Genomic DNA, 18,181 nt, shown 5'->3' with positions numbered 1-18,181 from the left:
ATTTGACGCCGGCAAGCAGTGCCAAGCGGCTGCAGTCCAATCGACAACGCAACGCGGAGGTCTGCGATGGCTACATCCGACTGGCGTCTCGAAGGCGAATGGATCAAGAACTGCAATTGCGCGTTTGGCTGTCCGTGCGATTTCAATGCCCTGCCGACCCAGGGATATTGCAAGGGCATGGTCGGCATGCGGATTACCAAAGGGCATTTTGAGGGCACCAGGCTCGACGGCCTGGTTTTTGCTGTCACCGTCGATTTTCCCGGCGCGCTGCACGAGGGCAATGGCCAGTCGCAGCCGATCATTGACGAACGCGCGACGGCGGAGCAGCGCGAAGCGCTCTTCAACATCCTGTCAGGCGAGAACTCCGCCGAAGGCACGCTGTTTCACATCTTCAGTCTGATCGTGACAAAAAAACATAAGCCGGTGTTTGCGCCGTTCGAGTTTTCGTTCGACAAGAATGGACGTGTGGCGCGTGTCGTAGCCAAGGGCGTGCTGGAGACCGAGGTCGAGCCGATCAAGAATCCGGTGACGGGAGAGCCTCACCGCATCCAGGTCGTGATGCCCGAGGGCTTCGAGCACAAGGCTGCCGAGGTCGCTTCGGCCAACATCCGCTCGACCGGCGCGATCAAGTTCGACACCAAGGGCACGCACAGTTCGCTCGCCAATGTCGTCCAGACGCCGGAGGGCGTTGCGGCCTAGCGTTGCGCCCTAATCTCTACGCGCCCAGTAGCGGGTGAGTGCATGATCGGGACCTCGGCGCTCGAACAGACCCTGCGGCACGATCGCCTGATCGTGGCCATCGGAATAGCCGTCGTGGTGGCCTTCTCCTGGGGCTATCTGATTGCCGGCGCCGGCATCGACATGAGCATGGCCGATATGCCGATGGACCCTGAGCCGTGGTCACTGGCACAGGCATGGCTCATGTTCGCGATGTGGTGGGTGATGATGGCCGCGATGATGGTGCCCAGCGCAGCCCCCATGATCCTGCTGTTCGCCGCCATCAAGCGCAAGCAGGCGACCGCGGACAGTCCTGTCATCTCAAGCTGGCTCTTTCTCCTCGGCTATCTCGTGATATGGGCAGCCTTCAGCCTGGTTGCTGTCTCGGTGCAGTGGGCACTTGAACAGTCCGGGTTGCTGTCCGGCATGATGGCGAGCACCAGCAATTTGCTCGCCGGCATCATCCTGCTTGCCGCCGGGCTCTACCAGCTCACCCCGATCAAGCGCGCCTGTCTGCGCTACTGCCAAAGCCCGGTGTTCTTCCTGAGCCGACACTGGCAACCGGATGCCATCGGCGCTCTGCGGATGGGCTTTCGCCACGGCGGCTATTGCGTCGGCTGCTGCTGGTTCCTGATGGCGCTGCTGTTCGTTGTCGGCATCATGAACCTGGCCTGGGTCGCAGCGGTTGCGATCTATGTCGGGTTGGAGAAGATGGTCGCGCGCAGTCCATGGCTCAGCAGCGCCGTCGGCGCGGGCCTGATCGTAACCGGCGGGATCATTCTCGCGCGCGGCCTCGTCATCGCGGCCTAGACGGCGACAAGCTCTGCAGGACTGCGCTTCGGCTTCTTCACCTTCGATGGTCCGAACAGATTGCCCGCGGCAAGGCCGGCGGTGTCCGCCACGCCGGGATCGCGCGAGACCATGGCGGCGACGATGGCGCCGTCGATCAGCAGCGCGAGCTGATGGGCCAGCATTTGCGGCTTGACCGCGCCCATTTCACCTGCGAGCTTTTCGATATGCGCGAGCACCACTTTCTTGTGGCGCAGCGCGATATTGCGGAACTGCTTGGCGTTCTTGTCGTGCTCGGCCACCGCATTGATGAAGGGACAGCCGTAGAAGCGCTCCTCGGCGAACCAGCGCTTCAGCGCCGGAAAAATCCGCTTAAGCTTCGCCTGCGCATCGCCACCGCCATCTTCTATCGCGCCGATGAACCATTCGCGCCAGGCCTTGCCTTCGCTCTCCAGCACGGCGTTGACGAGGTTGGTCTTCGATCCGAACAATTTGTAGAGCGTGGTCTTGGCGGTGCCGGCCTCGTCGATGATGGCGTCGATGCCGGTGGCGTTGATGCCGTTCTTGCAGAACAGATGCGTCGCCGCGCTGAGCAGGCGACCGCGCGCCGATTCCTCGTCGCCTGCAGCGCGTGCCGCGACAGTTTTCCTCTTGGAGACCGATTTGCCCATACGCCGCAGTTAATCGGAGCGCGCCGCAATCATCAAGCCGCATCTTTGCGCTGAAAATAATCGCACACGCGCGGCAATTGCTTCGCGCCTGTGCAGCGCGGCGCTGACCAATTTCCGTGCAGCTATCGCTAAGCGGCTAGAGAACATCGGCTTTTGATCGCGGCCTGATCTGGCACGCTTAATGCAGGAAACAGAACGTTCGGTATCCTACCTAGGGAGAGAAATGATGACCGCGGTCGCTCAAAAAACGGTGCTCACCGGCTGCCTGGCCCCGATCGACAAAAATGGGCTCGAGCAACTCATCGCCAACGGCAAGGCCAATCCGGAGGTCATCAAGACCTTGAAGTGCAAGACGGTGGCGGAGGGCAAGTTCCGCCACGCCAACTACATCCGCAACCTCGCGCCCTATATCGTCGACGAGCCGCCGGGGCTGCTCGGCGACGACACCGCGCCCAATCCATCCGAAGCCTCGCTCGCCGCGCTCGGCTCCTGCCTTGCGGTCGGCCTGCACGCCAACGCCGTTCACCGCGGCTGGATCGTCAACAAGCTCGAACTCGAACTCGAGGGCGACCTCAACATCACCGCCGTCTGGGGCACCGGCGACGTCAGCGAGAAGCCGGTTGGCTTCACCGATGTCCGCGTCAAGGTCGACATGGAATGCGAGGGCATTCCGAAAGCCGAAATCGACGCGCTGGTCACCCACGTCAAGAAGTGGTCGCCAACACCTTTACGCGGCCCGTCAATCTCGAGGTCGGCATCTAACGTAACGCGACGCGTGCAAGAGGGAGCGGGAGACCATGGATTCACTAGCTTTGTCGCGGGTCGAAGTTGCAGATCAGCCCGCTCCCACGATTGTTGACGAGGTTGCCAGACTGGCTCGTCGCGACCTGGCGCCGCTAGCGCTGGCCATCGATGCCGGCTCCGCCTATCCGGACGCATTGCTGCGCGGTTTCGGTAAGATCGGCGCGTGGGGCAGCCATGTCCCCCAGGAGGGACCGGCCGACCTGCGCTGTGCCATCCAGTCGATCGCTGCGATCGGGGAGGTCTGCGGCGCGACGGCGTTCATGGCCTGGTGCCAGAACACGCTGGTCTGGTACGCCGCGAACTCGACCAACCTTCAGCTTGCAAGGCGCTTCGGCGACAGTTTTTCAAGCGGACGGGTGCTCGGCGGCACCGGGCTCTCCAATCCAATGAAGAGTTTTTTCGGCATCGAGAAGCTCAAATTGAAGGGCCGCAAGGTCGAGGGCGGCTACGTCGTCAAGGGGGCGCTGCCCTGGGTGTCGAACCTTGGTCCCGACCATTTCTTCGGCACCATCTTCGAGCGCGACGACGACGGCGGCGGCATCGTGATGTTCCTCGCCGATTGTTCCGATCCCGCGATCACGCTGCAGCCGTGCAAACCCTTTCTCGCGATGGACGGCACCGGCACCTATGGCGTGCAGTTCCGCGACTTGTTCGTGCCCGATGAACTGATCCTTGTCGAGCAGGCAGCGCCGTTCGTGAAAAAGATCCGCGCCGGCTTCATTCTGCTGCAGACGGGCATGGCGCTCGGTCTGATCAAGAATTGCATCGAGATCATGGACGAGGTCGAGGCGCCGCTCGGGCACGTCAACCGCTATCTGCCGCAGCAGCCGACGCAATTCCGCGAACTCCACGCCGAGTTCGAAAAGGAGGCGATGGCGCTGGCGAGCGATCCTTATAACTCCGACGACAGCTATTGGCGGCGCGTCGTCGCACTTCGCTTGCGGCTGGGCGACGCCAGCGTCGCGGCCGCGCATGCGGCGATGCTCCATTGCGGCGCGCGCGGCTACCTCAAGAGCCATCGCGCGCAGCGCCGGCTGCGCGAAGCCTATTTCGTCGCCATCGTCACCCCGGCCACCAAGCAGCTCCGCAAGATGCTGGCCGGCGACGAACGCTAACGGATTTCCGACCGACCCCCACCAGCAACCACACAACAGGAGAGGCCTGCCATGACGGACGTTCTGATTACTGCCGGCGAACTCGCGGAATTCCTCAAGCAAGAGCCGTGTGTCGTCATCGACACCCGCAATCCCGAGGCTTACGGCGCAGGGCATCTCCCGGGCGCCGTCAACGTCCATGAAATATTCACTTACCTCGCGACCTCGACACCGGAAGGCATGCAGGAACTAAAGACGAAATTCGCCGATGCGTTCGGCGACGCCGGACTTTCGGGGAAAGAGACCGCAGTCATCTACGAACAGTCGATGAATTCCGGCTTCGGCCAGTCCTGCCGCGGCTACTACCTCCTCACCATGCTCGGCTATCCCAAGATCAAGGTGCTGCATGGCGGCTACGATGCGTGGGCGGCGGCGGGCCTGCCGGTGACGAAGGACGTGCCGTCGCCGGTGAAGGCATCGTTCTCGGTTCTGCCCGAAGCCGGCGACATCCTAATCGACGCCAAGACCATGCTGGCCGCCGTCGGCAAGCCCGCGATCGCGCTGCTCGACGTGCGCGATATCGACGAGTGGATCGGCGAGAGCTCGTCGCCGTATGGGAAGGATTTCTGCCCGCGCAAGGGACGCATACCCGGCGCCGTCTGGCTCGAATGGTACCGCATGATGAAGCCGACGGCGGAAGGGCCGCGCTTCAAGTCCAAGAACGAGATCCTGGCGGAGTGCGCGACCGTCGGCATCACAGAGAATACGCCGGTCTATCTCTACTGCTTCAAGGGCGCGCGGGCCTCGAACACGTTCCTCGCGTTGAAGAACGCCGGCGTGAAGGATGTCCGGATGTATTTCGGCTCCTGGAACGAATGGTCGCGCGACCCGTCGCTGCCGATCGAAGAGGGGCTGCCGACGGACGTCAAGCTCACCACCAAGGCAGCGTAACGACACGTCGGATGTTGCAGTCTGATCCTAGCGGATTGGACTGCAGCCATGGTCAGGCCAGAAGCCGCCTCATGCAGCGCGGCTGGTTCAGTCGGGTGACTCTGCGCGCGGCGCAAGCCGCCGAATTTGGAAGCCAGTCTTGTTCTGCTGGAAACCCGCGGAGGTGTAGAACGCCAACGTGGATGGCCTTTTGGATCCCGTCATCAGCATGACCTTGTAGCAATCGACCTGCCATGCCTCGGCCACGGCCGCTTGCAGGACCTGTTTGCCGAAACCGCGCCCTCGGAAGGCAGCGTGCGTTACAACGTTCTCAATCAATCCATATGGCTGTCCGCCACGTGTCAGGTTCGGAATAACGATAAGCGTGCAGGAGGTGACGATGGCGCCTTCGGCGGCCCCGATGAGGATCGCGCTTCCGTGATACTTCTGCAGTTCCTCGAAGCGGCGTTCAGCGACATCCAGCGGCGGGATCCGGTCGGCTGGATCGAGATGGGGATATAGTCCGAGTAGTTGCGGAAGGTCCAAGCCCGACGCGCGACGAATAATCAAAGATGTATCCATGTCAGTTTCGTTCGCCCGCGTCTTTGACGGCAGCATCCGAGCTTCGGCGTTGACCATAGTTGGACCTACCGTTGGTGGCAAACTACGGGGAACGTTGTCTGTTTCGGAGTCACTCGCTGACATCGCGACTCGACCGTCCAATGCCCGCTCTTCCCTGATGACGATCTAACGCTTTGCGTCGATCAAGATCGCCTTATCGTCCGCGTTGAGCTGTTCGCCGGCCCCGCTGTTTACCGTGGAGGCGCGGCGCTCCCCGTGGTCGGCCCCGGAATCTTGTACTCGCCGCGCAGTTCATCCCACAAGGCCGTGTCGCTGACCAGCACGACGTGGTACTCACCGCGGCCCGTGATCCCTGCATATTTTCCTGTGCCGCCAGTGAACTCGAAGGTACCGCGGAACTCTTTCGGCTTCGCGTCTTTCAGGACGTACTTGGCAAAGACCTTGGATCCATCGGCCTCTGTGAAGGTCTTGTGGCCGCCGCTGGAAGCGCCAGCATCCGTTAGATCAACCACCTGATAGCGGGCTTTGTCGAGGAAGGGCTTGCCGTCGGCATTGAACACGGCGCCGTCGAACTCGGTGACCGACACCGTATGGTCAGCCCGGTCTTCCAGCTTCACGCTCTTGCTCGACAGGGTGACCAGAACGGCTCGACCGAACCATTGGCCTGACTCTTCCGCCACGGCCGGGACAGCAGCCGCCGGGACTGCCAAAGCAAGCACAACACAACCCCACATGCACGATGACTTGAGATCATATCTCATGGTGTCCTCCAGATGGGTTGGATGGTTGCAGGTTACAATTTCGTCGGAGCAAATTCCTCCATGATCGCCTATAGAACTCTACCTCGCCCCTTTGGTTGCCCGTTTACTTGAAAACGCCTCCGTTTGTTGAGTAGCAATCACATACGCACGGCTGCGGACCCCATCAACGACCGGCCATCGACCATCAAGCCTCGCAACATCGTTGGCGACTGCCTCCTAGAGCGTGGCCTACCGGCATACCAGCAATCCGGTCTTGGACCGCGTTGCACGCAGGAAGCCGAAGCAGCAGCGAGGTGTCGGTCGCCTGATTCATTATTGACGCGTACCAACAGTCTGCCCCTCACGTTTGACAATTCCCTTCCGGTTTGGGTCTCATCGGCGGAATTCCGGACCGGCGCTGTAACCGCACGTCGCGCACGCTTGTTCCATCACTGTCATCCTGAGCGCCGCACTGGCGCTCCGGACATCCGGAGGGTATAGCTTTGGGGGGACACTTGGTGATCGCGCGGATGTTGAATTTCTCAGGCAGATTGGGTCTCGCACTCGTATTGGCGATGCTCTGCTTGGGCGGGCGAACGGCACACGCCCAAGCCGCCCCTGTGGGTTATTGGGTCCAGGGTTGGCCGATGGGCTTCGGTGGCGACCCTGCCGCCAGCGAGAGCCCGAACAGTTACGGGAATTTTCCGAGCTTTGACTTCAGCGACGCCCGAAGCGGCGGCTTTTCCTATGCGCGCTACAATTTTCCGAACGGCTTTTTTGTCGGCAGCCAACGTAACGGCATGGGCTTGAGCGGCATCAACCAGAATGCGTTTGGCAATTTCGGCTCGCTCTACAGCGAAGGCATGCAGTTCGGCTACAGCTTCAAAGGCGCGGGCGGGTTGCCCGTCACGGTCTATGCCGGTTTCGACACCTTGAAATACAATACCGGCCTCGGCAACCCTTTCGCCCCATTCGATAACGTGTCCGGTACATTACCCGTCTCCAGCGTGAATGCGGGCATCGAATTTCAGCCGACGTCGAATCTCAGCCTGTCCTTAGGGGTTGGCTACGTCCAACAGTCGGGCGACATCAATTCGCTTGGGCTGCCCGGCGCCTCTCCGTTTGCCGTCGGTGGCCGCCGCTAACGCGGCGGACGTTGGGTAATCCCCAGCGCCTTGATGCGCGAGGCCAGCGTGGTCGGCTTGATGTCGAGCATTTCAGCGGCACCGCCGGGGCCGAACACCTTGCCAGAGCAGGCCTGAAGCGCGGCGAGAATGTTGGCGCGCTCGTGGGCGCGCATTTCGGATGCGGTCAAGACAGCCGGGTGGGCGTCGGCCTTCACGCGCGCCGAGCCGGGCGCGGGCTGAGCGCCGGATGAATCGGGCAGGTCGATGCGCAGCCGGCCATTCTGCGCCAGGATCGCGGCGCGTTCGATGACGTTCTGCAGTTCGCGGACGTTGCCGGGCCAGTCGTAGCGCGAAAGCCTGCGCGCATCGCCTTCCGACAACCGAAGCTCGGATTTCAGCGCCTTGCTCTCGCGGGTCAAAAAGTGCTGCGCCAATAGCGGAATGTCCTCGCGCCGCTCGCGCAGTGGTACGGACTCCACCGGAAACACGTTGAGGCGGAAATAGAGGTCCTCGCGAAACCGGCCGCGCTGCACTTCCTGCTTGAGATCGCGGTTGGTGGCGGCGATCAGGCGCACGTCGACCGCGCGGGTGCGCTCTTCGCCGACCCGTTCGAAATTGCCCTCCTGTAGCACCCGCAACAGCTTGCCTTGCAGCTCCAGTGGAATTTCGCCGACCTCATCGAGAAACAGCGTGCCGCCATCGGCGAGTTCGAACCGCCCGATGCGGTCGCGCATCGCTCCGGTGAAGGCGCCGCGGACGTGGCCGAAGAACTCGCTCTCGAACAGCTCGCGCGGGATCGCCGCGCAGTTGACGCGGATCAGTGGCCGGTCGCGGCGGCTGCTTGCCTCGTGGATGGCGCGCGCGATCAGTTCCTTGCCGGTGCCGGATTCGCCCGTGATCATCACGGCTGCGGACGTCGGGGCCACCAGCTTGACCTGGCGCAGCGTCTTCTGGATTGCCTCGCTCTGGCCGATAATGCCGCGCGGATTGGTCTCGATGCGGATTTCTTCCTGCAAATAGGCGTTTTCCAGCTCCAGCCGTTCGCGCAGGCGATCGACCTCGGCGAGCGCGGCGTGGAGTTTTTCATCGGCCTCGCGGCGCTGGCTGACGTCGCGGAACACGATGACCGCGCCGACCACCACGCCGCGGTCGCGGATCGGTGTCGAGGTGTATTCGACCCAGACCGGCGTGCCGTCCTTGCGCCAGAACACCTCGCCCTCGACCTGGTGCACGGCGCCGTCGCGAAACGCCGCGTAGATCGGGCAGTCATGATCGGGATAGTGCCGCCCGTCATGATGGGTGTGATGAACGATCGGGTGGATTTCCTTGCCGACCAGTTCCTCGGCCGACCAGCCCAGCATGCGTTCGGCGGCCGGGTTGACGAAGGTGGTCTTGCCGTCAGCGTTGACGCCGTAAATGCCTTCGCCGGCGGCGCGCAGGATCAACTGGTTTTCGCGCTCGATATCCTGAAACACGCGCTCGACCCGCTGCCAGGTCGCGATCCCGCCGCGCATGTGGTCTTCGGCCGCCGCATCGACATAGCGACGGCGGCGTGCATCGAGGTCGCTCATGGTGAGCAGCACCAGCGGGCGGCCATCACCCGGCACGAGCGAGCCGGCATATTCGAGCCGGAGCGTTTGCCCGGTGGCGTGGCGCGGCGTCAGCGCATTGGTCCAAAACGCGCCCTTGTCGAGCACGGCCTGTGTGAACACGATCAGCGCGGGGAGTTGGCCTGCATGCAGCCTGCTGACCTTGGTCTGCCGCAACAGCGCGCGGTCGTAGCCAAGCAGGGTGCAGGCGGCGGGATTGGCGTCGAGGATCAGGTCGGCATGGGGATCGAGCAGCAGCGTCGGCTCGATTGAGGACTCGAACGCGACGGCACGCAGTTCGACGTCCTGCGGCGGGGCCGTTGAACCGAGCGCAAGATCCATCTGCCTCACTCCGAAAACTCGTAATCGAACTACGAATTTTCGTGTATCACGAATTTTCGTAGTCGCCAACCTGCGCGAAACTCCCGCGATATCAGCGCCATCGCCCAAATACGGGGCTGGCATGTGCCTTGCTTAATTAGGGTGCAACGTCGCGCAGGAGGGCTGATGTCTACCTTCGACAACCCATTCGATTCCAACCGCCGTCTTGCCGGTGGCTGTTCTTGTGGCCAGCATCTCAGCGAAGCCGAGCATCAGGCCGCCCAGCTGCAGATCCAGTCCGCCATCGAGAGCGAGCAAAAACGCTACGAGGGCGTGGTCGCATCCGCCGTGATGCGCGCGATGTTCCCGCAGGACGTCGCGCGGCGTGCGTTTCTGAAATCGGTGGGGGCGGCGACGGCCGTGGCGGCCGTGTCGCAATTCTTCCCGCTCAAGACCGCGACCGAAGTGTTCGCGCAGGGCGGCCCGCTCGAGAAGAAAGACCTCAAGGTCGGCTTCATCCCGATCACCTGCGCCACCCCGATCATCATGGCGGCGCCGATGGGGTTCTATGCCAAGAACGGCCTGAACGTCGAAGTCATCAAGACCGCCGGCTGGGCCGTCATTCGCGACAAGACCATCAACAAGGAATACGACGCGGCGCACATGCTGTCGCCGATGCCGCTCGCCATCACCATGGGCGCCGGCTCGAACCCGATTCCCTATACCATGCCGGCGGTCGAGAACATCAACGGCCAGGCGATCACGCTGGCGATGAAGCACAAGGACAAGCGCGACCCAAAGAGCTGGAAGGGTTTCAAGTTCGCGGTGCCCTTCGACTATTCGATGCACAATTATTTGCTGCGGTACTATCTCGCCGAGCACGGCCTCGACCCTGATGTCGATGTGCAGATCCGCGCGGTGCCGCCGCCGGAAATGGTCGCCAATCTGCGTGCCGACAATATCGACGGCTTCCTCGGACCCGATCCGATGAACCAGCGCGCGGTGTTTGATGGCGCCGGCTTCATTCACATCCTGACCAAGGACATCTGGGAAGGCCATCCGTGCTGTGCGTTCGCGGCCTCCAAGGAGTTCATCACGGCGATGCCGAACACCTATGGCGCGCTGTTGAAATCGATCATCGAGGCCACCGCGTTCGCGCACAAGGCGGAGAATCGCAAGCAGATCGCCGAAGCGATCGCGCCCGCGAACTATCTCAACCAGCCGCAGATCGTGCTGGAGCAGATTCTCACTGGCACTTTCGCCGACGGTTTGGGCAACATTGTCCAGCAGCCGAACCGCGTCGATTTCGATCCGTTCCCGTGGCAATCGTTTGCCATCTGGATCATGACCCAGATGAAGCGCTGGGGGCAGATCAAGGGCGACATCGACTACGCCGGCATCGCTGCGCAGGTCTATCTGGCGACCGACGCCGCCAAGCTGATGAAGGAGGCCGGGCTGACGCCGCCGACCACCACGACCAAGAGTTTTTCGGTGATGGGCAAGACGTTCGATCCTGCCAAGCCGGAGGAATATCTCAACAGCTTCAAGATCAGGAAGGCGTCGTGAGGGCAGGGGCGCAACTACGATTACCGCTGTCGTCCCGGCGAAGGCCGGGACCCATACGCCGTGTCGTCTCTTTTAGGCATGATGTCAGAGGCCTTCCTTCGTTACTAACGCTGCGGAGTATGGGTCCCCGCTTTCGCGGGGACGACATGCTGAGGGACTACCCCCAATGACCTTCTCCCTTCGCTTCCGCGCAGCCGTCGTCTCGCTCGTGCTGTTCGCGGCCTTCCTCGGCGTCTGGCATCTCGCCACGCGCGGAACGGGCGCTGTCGCCAACATGACGCCGGAATACGCCAAGCTGATGGGATTGACCGCGACCGCCGGCAAGTCGGCGATGCCGGGTCCGCTCGATGTCGGCGCCAAATTGTGGGAGCACCTCAGGCAGCCGTTCTACGACAATGGCCCGAACGACAAGGGCCTCGGCATCCAGCTCGGCTATTCCATCGCGCGCGTCGGCCTCGGCTACTTCCTCGCGGTGCTCGTCGCCATTCCGCTCGGCTTCCTGATCGGCATGTCGCCGTTGATCAGCAAGGCACTCGATCCGTTCATCCAGGTGCTGAAGCCGATCTCGCCGCTCGCCTGGATGCCGCTGGCGCTCTACACCATCAAGGATTCCAGCATCTCCGCGATTTTTGTCATCTTCATCTGCTCGGTCTGGCCGATGCTGCTCAACACGGCGTTTGGCGTCGCCGCAGTGCGCAAGGAATGGATCAACGTCGCGCGCACGCTGGAGGTCGGCACCGTCAGGCGCGCCTTCACCGTGATCCTGCCGGCGGCCGCGCCGACGATCCTGACCGGCATGCGGATTTCGATCGGCATCGCCTGGCTTGTCATCGTCGCGGCCGAGATGCTGGTCGGCGGCACCGGCATCGGCTACTTCGTCTGGAACGAGTGGAATAACCTCTCGATCACCAACGTCATCATCGCGATCCTCCTGATCGGCATTGTCGGCATGCTGCTCGACCAGATTCTTGCGCGTTTCACGCGCATGGTCACGTTCCCGGAATAGCGCCATGACCGACAAATTCATTTCCATCGAAGCGATCGCGCGGCGCTATCCCGGCGCGGACGGCAAAGAGACCACGGTGTTCGAGGACCTGTGGCTCTCGATGAATCGCGGCGAGTTCGGCTGCGTGATCGGCCATTCCGGCTGCGGCAAGACCACGGTCTTGAACATTCTGGCCGGGCTCGACCAGCCGAGCGAGGGCGCCGTCATCGTCGACGGGCAAGCGATCGAAGGCACGAGTCTTGACCGCGCGGTGATCTTTCAGAGCCATGCGCTCTTGCCGTGGCGCACCGTGCTCGGCAACGTCGCCTATGCCGTGACCTCGAAATGGCGCAACTGGGACCGCGCCAGGGTGAAGGCGCATGCGCAAAAGTTTATCGACCTCGTCGGCCTGACCGGCTCCGAGCACAAGCGGCCGTCCGAGCTGTCCGGCGGCATGAAGCAGCGCGTCGGCATTGCCCGTGCGCTCTCGATCACGCCAAAAATCATGCTGATGGACGAGCCGTTCTCGGCGCTGGACGCCTTGACGCGCGGCACGCTGCAGGACGAGGTGCGCCGCATCTGCCTGGAGACCGGACAGACCGCGTTCATGATCACCCATGACGTCGATGAGGCGATCTATCTCGCCGACAAGATTTTTCTGATGACGAATGGTCCCGGTGCCGTGCTGGCCGAGATCGTGGAAAACCCGCTGCCAAAGGACCGCGGCCGCATCGATCTGCACCGCCATCCCTACTACTACGCGCTGCGCAATCACATCGTCGATTTCCTGGTCAGCCGCAGCAAGACGTTCACCGCCACGACGCCGGATCACGATCCACGCAACGTGCCGACGGTGCGGCCGGGCAAACCGGAATTAGTGATTGCTTCGGGGGCGGAGGATACAGAACAGGCGTCATGGCCGGGCTTGTCCCGGCCATGACGCCTTCCTAGAGGGATCAGCAAAGACGTGGATGCCCGGCACAAGGCCGGGGCATGACGGGTTAGAAGGAGAGCCATATGAAACGGGAAGACCTCACCGAAAAGCTGCTCGACATCAAGCGCGAGAAGGGCTGGAGCTGGAAACACATCTGCGAAAAGATCGGCGGCTATTCGGAAGTGCTGATTGTCGGCGCCATCATGGGCCAGATGAAATTGACAAAACCGCAGGCCGCCAATGCCGGCGAGCTGTTCGAGCTTTCGAAATCCGAAATCGCGATGCTCAACGAAGTGCCGATGCGCGGCGCTGGCACGCCGATGCCGCCCACCGATCCCTTGATCTACCGCTTCTACGAGATGGTGATGGTCAATGGTCCCGCCTGGAAGGCGCTGATCGAGGAGGAGTTCGGCGACGGCATCATGTCGGCGATCGACTTCGACATGGCATTGGAACGGGTCGCCAATCCCAAGGGTGACCGCGTCAAGATCACGATGTCCGGGAAATTCCTGCCGTACAAATATTACGGCGCCAGCGGCAACGTGCCGGAGTATGGATTCAAGGAAGGGTGACGATCCCTCCGCCGTCATTGCCTGCGACAAACGCGAAGCGTTTGCGCAAGGGAGCGTAGCGACGAAGCAATCCATGCCTCCGCGTGCGGAGAGATGGATTGCTTCGCTGCGCTCGCAATGACGGGGAGAGACTGGTTACTTGAACGCCGCCCTGATCTCCCCGATCGGTGCCATCTCGCGCACAAAGGTGAACGCGCCCTGGTCCTTCATCTCGCGGGCGCTCTTTAAGAACGCCGCAAGGGCGTAGCGCGCCATCGCGCCGCCGACGCTGATGCGCTTGACGCCCACGGCCGAGAGTTGATCGACCGTCAGCGTCGGGTCGGCAAAGCCCATCACCAGATTGAATGGCTTGCCGACCGACGACACTACCTTGCGGATGGTGTCGATGTCGTACAGGCCGGGGGAATACAAAACGTCCGCGCCAACGGCCTCGAATGCCTGCAGCCGCTTGATGGTGTCGTCGAGATCCTTGCGGCCGTGCAGGAAATTCTCCGCCCGCGCCGTCAGCGTGAATGGAAAGGGGAGTGCGCGGGCGGCCTCGACCGCCGCCTGCACGCGCTCGACCGCGAGCGAGAAATCGTAGATCGGCTGGCGCGAATCGCCGGTCGAATCCTCGATCGAGCCGCCGACGCAGCCTGCTTCGGCTGCGCGCGCGATCGCCTTCGCCGCGGTTTTCGGATCGTCCGCGCCGCAATTCTCCAGGTCGGCGTTGACGGGCAGGTCGGTGGCATCAGCGATCATCCGGCAGTTCTCGATGATGGCATCGAGGCTGACGGTGGCGCTGCCGAGCGTATTGGCAAGGCCGAGGCTCGTGGTCGCAAGCGCCTCGAACCCCATCGCGGCGAGCAGTTTTGCGGTGCCTGCGTCCCAGGGATTGGGAATGATGAAGGCGCCGGGGCGCGCATGCAGCGCGCGGAACGCTTCGGCTTTTTCCATCAGGGTTCGCATCGGCAATCTCCGCTTTCGTTGGTTGTCCGGTTCAGGTTGGCGGCGAAACTAGCGGGCTATCTCCCATCAGCCAAATTTGTTATTTCTCTATGCATCATCAGCTTTTTGCATGGATGAAACATGGACAGCGATGCGCTTCTCACGTTCCTGACCGTTCACCGCCGCGGCGGCATTTCGAGCGCGGCGAAGGCGCTGCACCGCTCGCAGCCGGCGATCTCGCGGCGCATTGCGCTGCTGGAGCAGGAACTCGGCGTGCCGCTGTTCGAGCGGATCGCGGGGCGCACGATGCTGAGCGATGCGGGCAGGGTGATGATGCCGTATGCCGAGCGCGCGGTCGCGGCCGCGCAGGACGCGGAGAACGCGGTTCGCGCGCTGGCGCGGCCGAATTCAGGGCCGATTGCGCTCGCGGTGGTCGGCACGCTTGCCGGCGGGCGGCTGTCGGCGATCTTGAAACGCTTCGCGGCCGAACATCCCGAGGTCGAATTGAGCCTGCGCACCGCGACCAGCGCGGAGGTCAGCGACATGATACGGCGCGGCGAGGCGACCATCGGCCTGCGCTATGACCGCGACCGCTCGCGCGATCTCGATTGCGAATTGCTGTTTGCCGAACCGTTGCAGGTGGTGTGCGCACCGGACCATCCGCGCGCCGGCCGCCGTGTGACAAAACTCGCCGATCTCAGCGGCGAACGCTGGATCGCATTCCCGGTGGTGCCGGGGAGGCGCGAGATCACGGCGTCGCATGTGTTCGCGCTGTTTCAGACCCACGGGCTCGGTGAAATCGACTGGACGCCGGTCGACAGCCTGACCGCGCAGAAGCGCCTCGTCGAAGCCGGCCTCGGCATCGCGCTGTTGTCGGAGAGCAATGCCGCGGAGGAGTTGCGACACGGGACGATCGCTGCGATCGGCGTGCGTGATCTCAAGGCGAGCCACGACGTTGTCACGATTACGCGCCGTGGCGGTTTTCTCAGCGCAGCGGCACGGCGATTGATGGAGATCGTTCGCAGGGAATATCGCGGGGCAGCGCCATCGACTTAACCGACGGTCCCTCCACCGTCATTGCGAGCGAAGCGAAGCAATCCATGCCGCCGCAAGCGGAGACGTGGATTGCTTCGTCGCTTCGCTCCCTTGCGCAAACGCTTCGCGTTTGTCGCAGGCAATGACGGAGTATTAGTCTCAGGTCCCCGATTTCACCTGGGCGGCAGCCACCGCCATCAGTTCGTCCATCTTGACGCGCACCTCCGGCGCCGTGATGGCGACGCCCTTGGCGGCAAAATCCTTCACGACCTTGTTCTGGACGTCCTTGTCGCCGGCTTCCTCGAAGTCGGCCGAAACCACTTCCTTGGCATAGGCATTGGCGTCGTCGCCGGACATGCCGAGTTTTTCGGCTGCCCAAAGACCGAGCAGCTTGTTGCGGCGCACCTCAGCCTTGAACTTCTGCTCCTCGTCGAGGGCGAATTTCTTCTCAAAACCTTCCTCGCGCTTGTCGAAAGTGGTCATTCTTCGGTTCCAATCCCCGGAAATGGTAAACAGGGCCGCGTTGTCGCGGCCCGATCGCCTACCTAGATAGAGGGGGCGAATCGGTAAAACAACGGGCCGTTAGGCCGCAGGCAATCGGGATAAGTTGGCCCCAATTGGGCCGGGTCGATTGTGCTGGATGGGCCAATCGGATAGGTTGCCATGAGGCGAGGTTCTTGTTCTGTTTCCGGTTGCTTTGTTCGGAACCTCGCCTTCACGGCAGCTCCGTCGTGGTCGCAAACCCTTGTCATCCGGAGCACACCAATTTCATGGATTTCAACAAAACACGGTACATCCCAATGAGCCGTCGACGCCGTATTTATGAAGGCAAGGCCAAGGTCCTGTATGAAGGCCCGGAGCCGGGAACCCTGATCCAGCACTTCAAGGATGATGCGACCGCGTTCAATGCCAAGAAACACCAGGTGATCGAGGGCAAGGGCGTCCTCAACAACCGGATTTCGGAGTACCTGTTTCAGCACCTCAACGACATCGGGGTGCCGACCCATTTCATCCGCCGTCTCAACATGCGCGAGCAGTTGATTCGCGAGGTCGAGATCGTGCCGCTTGAGGTGGTGGTGCGGAACGTCGCCGCCGGTTCGCTGTCGCAGCGCCTCGGCATCGAGGAGGGCACGCAGCTGCCGCGCTCGATCATCGAGTTCTATTACAAGAATGACCAGCTCAACGACCCCATGGTGTCGGAAGAGCACATCACCGCGTTCGGCTGGGCCACGCCGCAGGAAATCGACGACATCATGGCGCTCGCCATCCGCGTCAACGACTTCCTCACCGGCTTGTTCTTGGGCATCGGCATCCGTCTGGTCGATTTCAAGATGGAATGCGGACGCCTGTTCGAAAATGAGATGATGCGGATCATCGTCGCCGACGAGATCTCGCCCGACTCGTGCCGGCTGTGGGACATCAAGTCGAACGAGAAGCTCGACAAGGATCGTTTCCGCCGCGACCTCGGTGGGCTGCTGGAAGCCTATACCGAAGTGGCAAAGCGGCTGGGCATCCTGATGGAGAACGAGCGTCCGGCCGGTACGGGTCCGGTGCTGGTGAAGAGCTGAGGTTGAGATCGTGAAGGCACGCGTTACCGTTACGTTGAAATCGGGCATTCTCGATCCGCAGGGCAAGGCCATCGAAGGCGCGCTGAAGTCGCTCGGCGTCGATGGCGTCGCCAGCGTCCGTCAGGGCAAGGTGTTCGACATCGAACTGTCGGGCGCGGACAAGGCCAAGGCGGAAGCGGCATTGAAGGATGCCGCCGACAAGCTGCTGGCGAATACGGTGATCGAGAATTATGCCATCGAAATGAAGCCTTGAGGGCAGGTTGGATGGCCGACGTGACAATGGAGCCGATGTTCAAGGTATTGAAATCGGTCCAGGTGGTGGGGCACGAGGGCCATCTGGATCTTATCGAGCGCCGCCTCGAATTGAACGACGCGCCGACGTTGTAAGATCTGCCGAATGCCCATAGCCATCCCGCGCGGCGGTTTCCATCCCTGAGCGATTGTTGTTGAACGCGGCTGCGACGCGGGCCGTTTTGGCGGCGCTGGCACTGGTAAAACCGGCGTCAATTGGTTATGGGATTGGCTGGTCGGCGCTCGGCCGACAATTCTCGCTTTTCAGCCGGCAAGCCATGAAATCTGTCGTTCTCGTATTTTCCGCAATCGATCGGACGTTCCCCAGGCTTCCATTACAGGTTGCTGCGATCGCCTTCTTCGCCACGCTGCTTCTTGCCACGCTTGTCGTGTACCCTGCGGCTGCACAGGCGCCGGGGTCCACCCGGGTCATGATCCGCAATCCCGACGTGGCGAAGTGGGCCGGCAGCCGCAATTTTTTCAGCACCAGTTCGAGCGAGTTTATTTGCCGGCCTCTGGCGTGCCCGGCGGCGTCCAAGGTCACCGCGCGCATCTCGGCCAGCCCGACACGAAGTCCCGACCGTCAGGCATTGGCGAAATATGCCAGCCAGACTATCCCGGCGGCGGTTGAGCAGGCCAACCTGAATGCCGCCTCCAGCCTGGCGCCGGGCCGCAAGATCGAGCGGCTTTCCAGCACGGTCACGGAGATGCGCGGCTATCCGGCGATCTCGCAGGAGATGCGCTTCGTCGGCGGCAAAGAGCCCGTCTACATGAGCAAGGTGACCATGTTCGTGAAATCGGCACTGGTCAATATTGCCTCCTTCTCGCCATCGCGCGAGACCGCGCGACGCAATCGCGACCTGTTTGCCGGCGCGATGCAGGTCGAGGACATTCCGTTACCGCGATAAAGCCGTTACAGCGATAAAGCCCTGCCCGGCA

20 protein-coding genes and 1 pseudogene are annotated in these 18,181 nt (G+C 62.2%); 15 read left to right on the top strand and 6 right to left on the bottom strand.

Annotated elements, in window-relative coordinates; translation table 11 throughout:
• Window positions 1–66: 66 nt before the first annotated feature.
• Together IVB05_RS30315 and IVB05_RS30310 are read left to right on the top strand one after the other, a co-directional pair.
• Window positions 67–699 carry a DUF1326 domain-containing protein gene (locus IVB05_RS30315; RefSeq protein WP_247779700.1) on the top strand — a complete coding sequence of 211 codons (633 nt, stop codon included), beginning with the start codon at window positions 67–69 and terminating at the stop codon, window positions 697–699.
• 42 nt (window positions 700–741) lie between these two features.
• A complete protein-coding gene (locus IVB05_RS30310) occupies window positions 742–1,527 on the top strand; it encodes a DUF2182 domain-containing protein (RefSeq protein WP_247779699.1) in 786 nt (261 codons plus the stop codon).
• On the opposite strand, the gene IVB05_RS30305 is transcribed toward IVB05_RS30310, so the two are convergent.
• Entirely contained in the window at window positions 1,524–2,177 is a 654-nt protein-coding gene (locus IVB05_RS30305; RefSeq protein WP_247779697.1) for a TetR/AcrR family transcriptional regulator, read from the bottom strand. The two genes, IVB05_RS30310 and IVB05_RS30305, sit on opposite strands and share 4 nt — an antisense overlap.
• A 226-nt stretch (window positions 2,178–2,403) precedes the next feature.
• Between IVB05_RS30305 and IVB05_RS30300 the strand changes: the two are divergent.
• From IVB05_RS30300 to IVB05_RS30290, 3 genes and pseudogenes are all read left to right on the top strand, one after another.
• Window positions 2,404–2,939: pseudogene (locus tag IVB05_RS30300) on the top strand (OsmC family protein).
• Between the two features lie 35 nt (window positions 2,940–2,974).
• Window positions 2,975–4,096, top strand: coding sequence for an acyl-CoA dehydrogenase family protein (locus IVB05_RS30295; RefSeq protein ID WP_247779695.1), 1,122 nt, complete (start codon window positions 2,975–2,977; stop codon window positions 4,094–4,096).
• 51 nt (window positions 4,097–4,147) lie between these two features.
• On the top strand, window positions 4,148–5,026 hold the full coding sequence (locus IVB05_RS30290; RefSeq protein WP_247779693.1) for a sulfurtransferase: 879 nt from the start codon (window positions 4,148–4,150) through the stop codon (window positions 5,024–5,026).
• Between the two features lie 87 nt (window positions 5,027–5,113).
• Here the strand turns inward: IVB05_RS30290 and IVB05_RS30285 are convergent, their stop codons facing one another.
• Entirely contained in the window at window positions 5,114–5,587 is a 474-nt protein-coding gene (locus tag IVB05_RS30285) for a GNAT family N-acetyltransferase (protein ID WP_247779691.1), read from the bottom strand.
• A gap of 230 nt (window positions 5,588–5,817) precedes the next feature.
• The gene (locus IVB05_RS30280) at window positions 5,818–6,348 is read right to left on the bottom strand and encodes a hypothetical protein (RefSeq protein ID WP_247779689.1); all 531 of its coding nucleotides are present in this window, start codon (window positions 6,346–6,348) and stop codon (window positions 5,818–5,820) included.
• A 497-nt stretch (window positions 6,349–6,845) separates the two neighbouring features.
• Here IVB05_RS30280 and IVB05_RS30275 point away from each other — a divergent pair, with 497 nt between their 5' ends.
• A complete protein-coding gene (locus IVB05_RS30275) occupies window positions 6,846–7,472 on the top strand; it encodes a hypothetical protein (RefSeq protein ID WP_247779687.1) in 627 nt (208 codons plus the stop codon).
• On the opposite strand, the gene IVB05_RS30270 is transcribed toward IVB05_RS30275, so the two are convergent.
• Entirely contained in the window at window positions 7,469–9,385 is a 1,917-nt protein-coding gene (locus IVB05_RS30270; protein ID WP_247779685.1) for a sigma 54-interacting transcriptional regulator, read from the bottom strand. The genes IVB05_RS30275 and IVB05_RS30270 overlap by 4 nt on opposite strands.
• Window positions 9,386–9,550: 165 nt before the next feature.
• Between IVB05_RS30270 and IVB05_RS30265 the strand changes: the two genes are divergently transcribed.
• The 4 genes from IVB05_RS30265 (at window position 9,551) to cynS (ending at window position 13,421) form a co-directional block, all read left to right on the top strand.
• Window positions 9,551–10,930 carry a CmpA/NrtA family ABC transporter substrate-binding protein gene (locus IVB05_RS30265; RefSeq protein ID WP_247779683.1) on the top strand — a complete coding sequence of 460 codons (1,380 nt, stop codon included), beginning with the start codon at window positions 9,551–9,553 and terminating at the stop codon, window positions 10,928–10,930.
• A gap of 166 nt (window positions 10,931–11,096) precedes the next feature.
• Window positions 11,097–11,936, top strand: a complete 840-nt coding sequence (ntrB, locus tag IVB05_RS30260; protein ID WP_247779681.1) for a nitrate ABC transporter permease — start codon at window positions 11,097–11,099, stop codon at window positions 11,934–11,936.
• A gap of 4 nt (window positions 11,937–11,940) precedes the next feature.
• A complete protein-coding gene (locus IVB05_RS30255) occupies window positions 11,941–12,855 on the top strand; it encodes an ABC transporter ATP-binding protein (protein ID WP_247779679.1) in 915 nt (304 codons plus the stop codon).
• 77 nt (window positions 12,856–12,932) lie between these two features.
• Window positions 12,933–13,421 (top strand): cyanase, encoded by a 489-nt coding sequence (gene cynS, locus IVB05_RS30250; RefSeq protein WP_247779677.1) that lies wholly within the window; start codon window positions 12,933–12,935, stop codon window positions 13,419–13,421.
• A gap of 135 nt (window positions 13,422–13,556) precedes the next feature.
• Here the strand turns inward: cynS and IVB05_RS30245 are convergent, their stop codons facing one another.
• The gene (locus tag IVB05_RS30245) at window positions 13,557–14,369 is read right to left on the bottom strand and encodes an isocitrate lyase/phosphoenolpyruvate mutase family protein (protein ID WP_247779675.1); all 813 of its coding nucleotides are present in this window, start codon (window positions 14,367–14,369) and stop codon (window positions 13,557–13,559) included.
• Between the two features lie 120 nt (window positions 14,370–14,489).
• On the opposite strand from IVB05_RS30245, the gene IVB05_RS30240 reads away from it, so the two are divergent.
• Window positions 14,490–15,404, top strand: a complete 915-nt coding sequence (locus tag IVB05_RS30240) for a LysR family transcriptional regulator (protein WP_247779673.1) — start codon at window positions 14,490–14,492, stop codon at window positions 15,402–15,404.
• Window positions 15,405–15,542: 138 nt separating this feature from the next.
• Here the strand turns inward: IVB05_RS30240 and IVB05_RS30235 are convergent, their stop codons facing one another.
• The gene (locus tag IVB05_RS30235) at window positions 15,543–15,866 is read right to left on the bottom strand and encodes a DUF1476 domain-containing protein (RefSeq protein WP_247779671.1); all 324 of its coding nucleotides are present in this window, start codon (window positions 15,864–15,866) and stop codon (window positions 15,543–15,545) included.
• A gap of 317 nt (window positions 15,867–16,183) precedes the next feature.
• On the opposite strand from IVB05_RS30235, the gene purC reads away from it, so the two are divergent.
• Genes purC through IVB05_RS30220 form a run of 4 tightly spaced genes read left to right on the top strand, consistent with a single transcriptional unit; the run spans window position 16,184 to window position 18,150 of the window.
• On the top strand, window positions 16,184–16,951 hold the full coding sequence (gene purC, locus IVB05_RS30230; RefSeq protein WP_171708996.1) for a phosphoribosylaminoimidazolesuccinocarboxamide synthase: 768 nt from the start codon (window positions 16,184–16,186) through the stop codon (window positions 16,949–16,951).
• A 10-nt stretch (window positions 16,952–16,961) separates the two neighbouring features.
• Complete coding sequence (purS, locus tag IVB05_RS30225) at window positions 16,962–17,204, top strand: phosphoribosylformylglycinamidine synthase subunit PurS (RefSeq protein WP_247779669.1); 243 nt, start codon at window positions 16,962–16,964, stop codon at window positions 17,202–17,204.
• An 11-nt stretch (window positions 17,205–17,215) separates the two neighbouring features.
• Window positions 17,216–17,338, top strand: coding sequence for a hypothetical protein (locus IVB05_RS43575; protein WP_256472598.1), 123 nt, complete (start codon window positions 17,216–17,218; stop codon window positions 17,336–17,338).
• Between the two features lie 59 nt (window positions 17,339–17,397).
• A complete protein-coding gene (locus IVB05_RS30220; protein WP_247779667.1) occupies window positions 17,398–18,150 on the top strand; it encodes a hypothetical protein in 753 nt (250 codons plus the stop codon).
• Window positions 18,151–18,181 lie beyond the last annotated feature (31 nt).

The sequence above is a fragment of the Bradyrhizobium sp. 170 genome (genome assembly GCF_023101085.1).
Classification (GTDB): Bacteria; Pseudomonadota; Alphaproteobacteria; order Rhizobiales; family Xanthobacteraceae; genus Bradyrhizobium.
This window is presented reverse-complemented; position numbering and strand designations above follow the sequence as displayed.

Excerpts from the sequence above, each read along its gene's own strand:
- IVB05_RS30315 (WP_247779700.1), top strand. The coding sequence starts at position 67 with ATGGCTACATCCGACTGGCGTCTCGAAGGCGAATGGATCAAGAACTGC.
- IVB05_RS30310 (WP_247779699.1), top strand. The coding sequence starts at position 742 with ATGATCGGGACCTCGGCGCTCGAACAGACCCTGCGGCACGATCGCCTG.
- IVB05_RS30305 (WP_247779697.1), bottom strand. The coding sequence starts at position 2,177 with ATGGGCAAATCGGTCTCCAAGAGGAAAACTGTCGCGGCACGCGCTGCA.
- IVB05_RS30295 (WP_247779695.1), top strand. The coding sequence starts at position 2,975 with ATGGATTCACTAGCTTTGTCGCGGGTCGAAGTTGCAGATCAGCCCGCT.
- IVB05_RS30290 (WP_247779693.1), top strand. The coding sequence starts at position 4,148 with ATGACGGACGTTCTGATTACTGCCGGCGAACTCGCGGAATTCCTCAAG.
- IVB05_RS30285 (WP_247779691.1), bottom strand. The coding sequence starts at position 5,587 with ATGGATACATCTTTGATTATTCGTCGCGCGTCGGGCTTGGACCTTCCG.
- IVB05_RS30280 (WP_247779689.1), bottom strand. The coding sequence starts at position 6,348 with ATGAGATATGATCTCAAGTCATCGTGCATGTGGGGTTGTGTTGTGCTT.
- IVB05_RS30270 (WP_247779685.1), bottom strand. The coding sequence starts at position 9,385 with ATGGATCTTGCGCTCGGTTCAACGGCCCCGCCGCAGGACGTCGAACTG.
- IVB05_RS30265 (WP_247779683.1), top strand. The coding sequence starts at position 9,551 with ATGTCTACCTTCGACAACCCATTCGATTCCAACCGCCGTCTTGCCGGT.
- ntrB (WP_247779681.1), top strand. The coding sequence starts at position 11,097 with ATGACCTTCTCCCTTCGCTTCCGCGCAGCCGTCGTCTCGCTCGTGCTG.
- IVB05_RS30255 (WP_247779679.1), top strand. The coding sequence starts at position 11,941 with ATGACCGACAAATTCATTTCCATCGAAGCGATCGCGCGGCGCTATCCC.
- cynS (WP_247779677.1), top strand. The coding sequence starts at position 12,933 with ATGAAACGGGAAGACCTCACCGAAAAGCTGCTCGACATCAAGCGCGAG.
- IVB05_RS30245 (WP_247779675.1), bottom strand. The coding sequence starts at position 14,369 with ATGCGAACCCTGATGGAAAAAGCCGAAGCGTTCCGCGCGCTGCATGCG.
- IVB05_RS30240 (WP_247779673.1), top strand. The coding sequence starts at position 14,490 with ATGGACAGCGATGCGCTTCTCACGTTCCTGACCGTTCACCGCCGCGGC.
- IVB05_RS30235 (WP_247779671.1), bottom strand. The coding sequence starts at position 15,866 with ATGACCACTTTCGACAAGCGCGAGGAAGGTTTTGAGAAGAAATTCGCC.
- purC (WP_171708996.1), top strand. The coding sequence starts at position 16,184 with ATGAGCCGTCGACGCCGTATTTATGAAGGCAAGGCCAAGGTCCTGTAT.
- IVB05_RS43575 (WP_256472598.1), top strand. The coding sequence starts at position 17,216 with ATGGCCGACGTGACAATGGAGCCGATGTTCAAGGTATTGAAATCGGTC.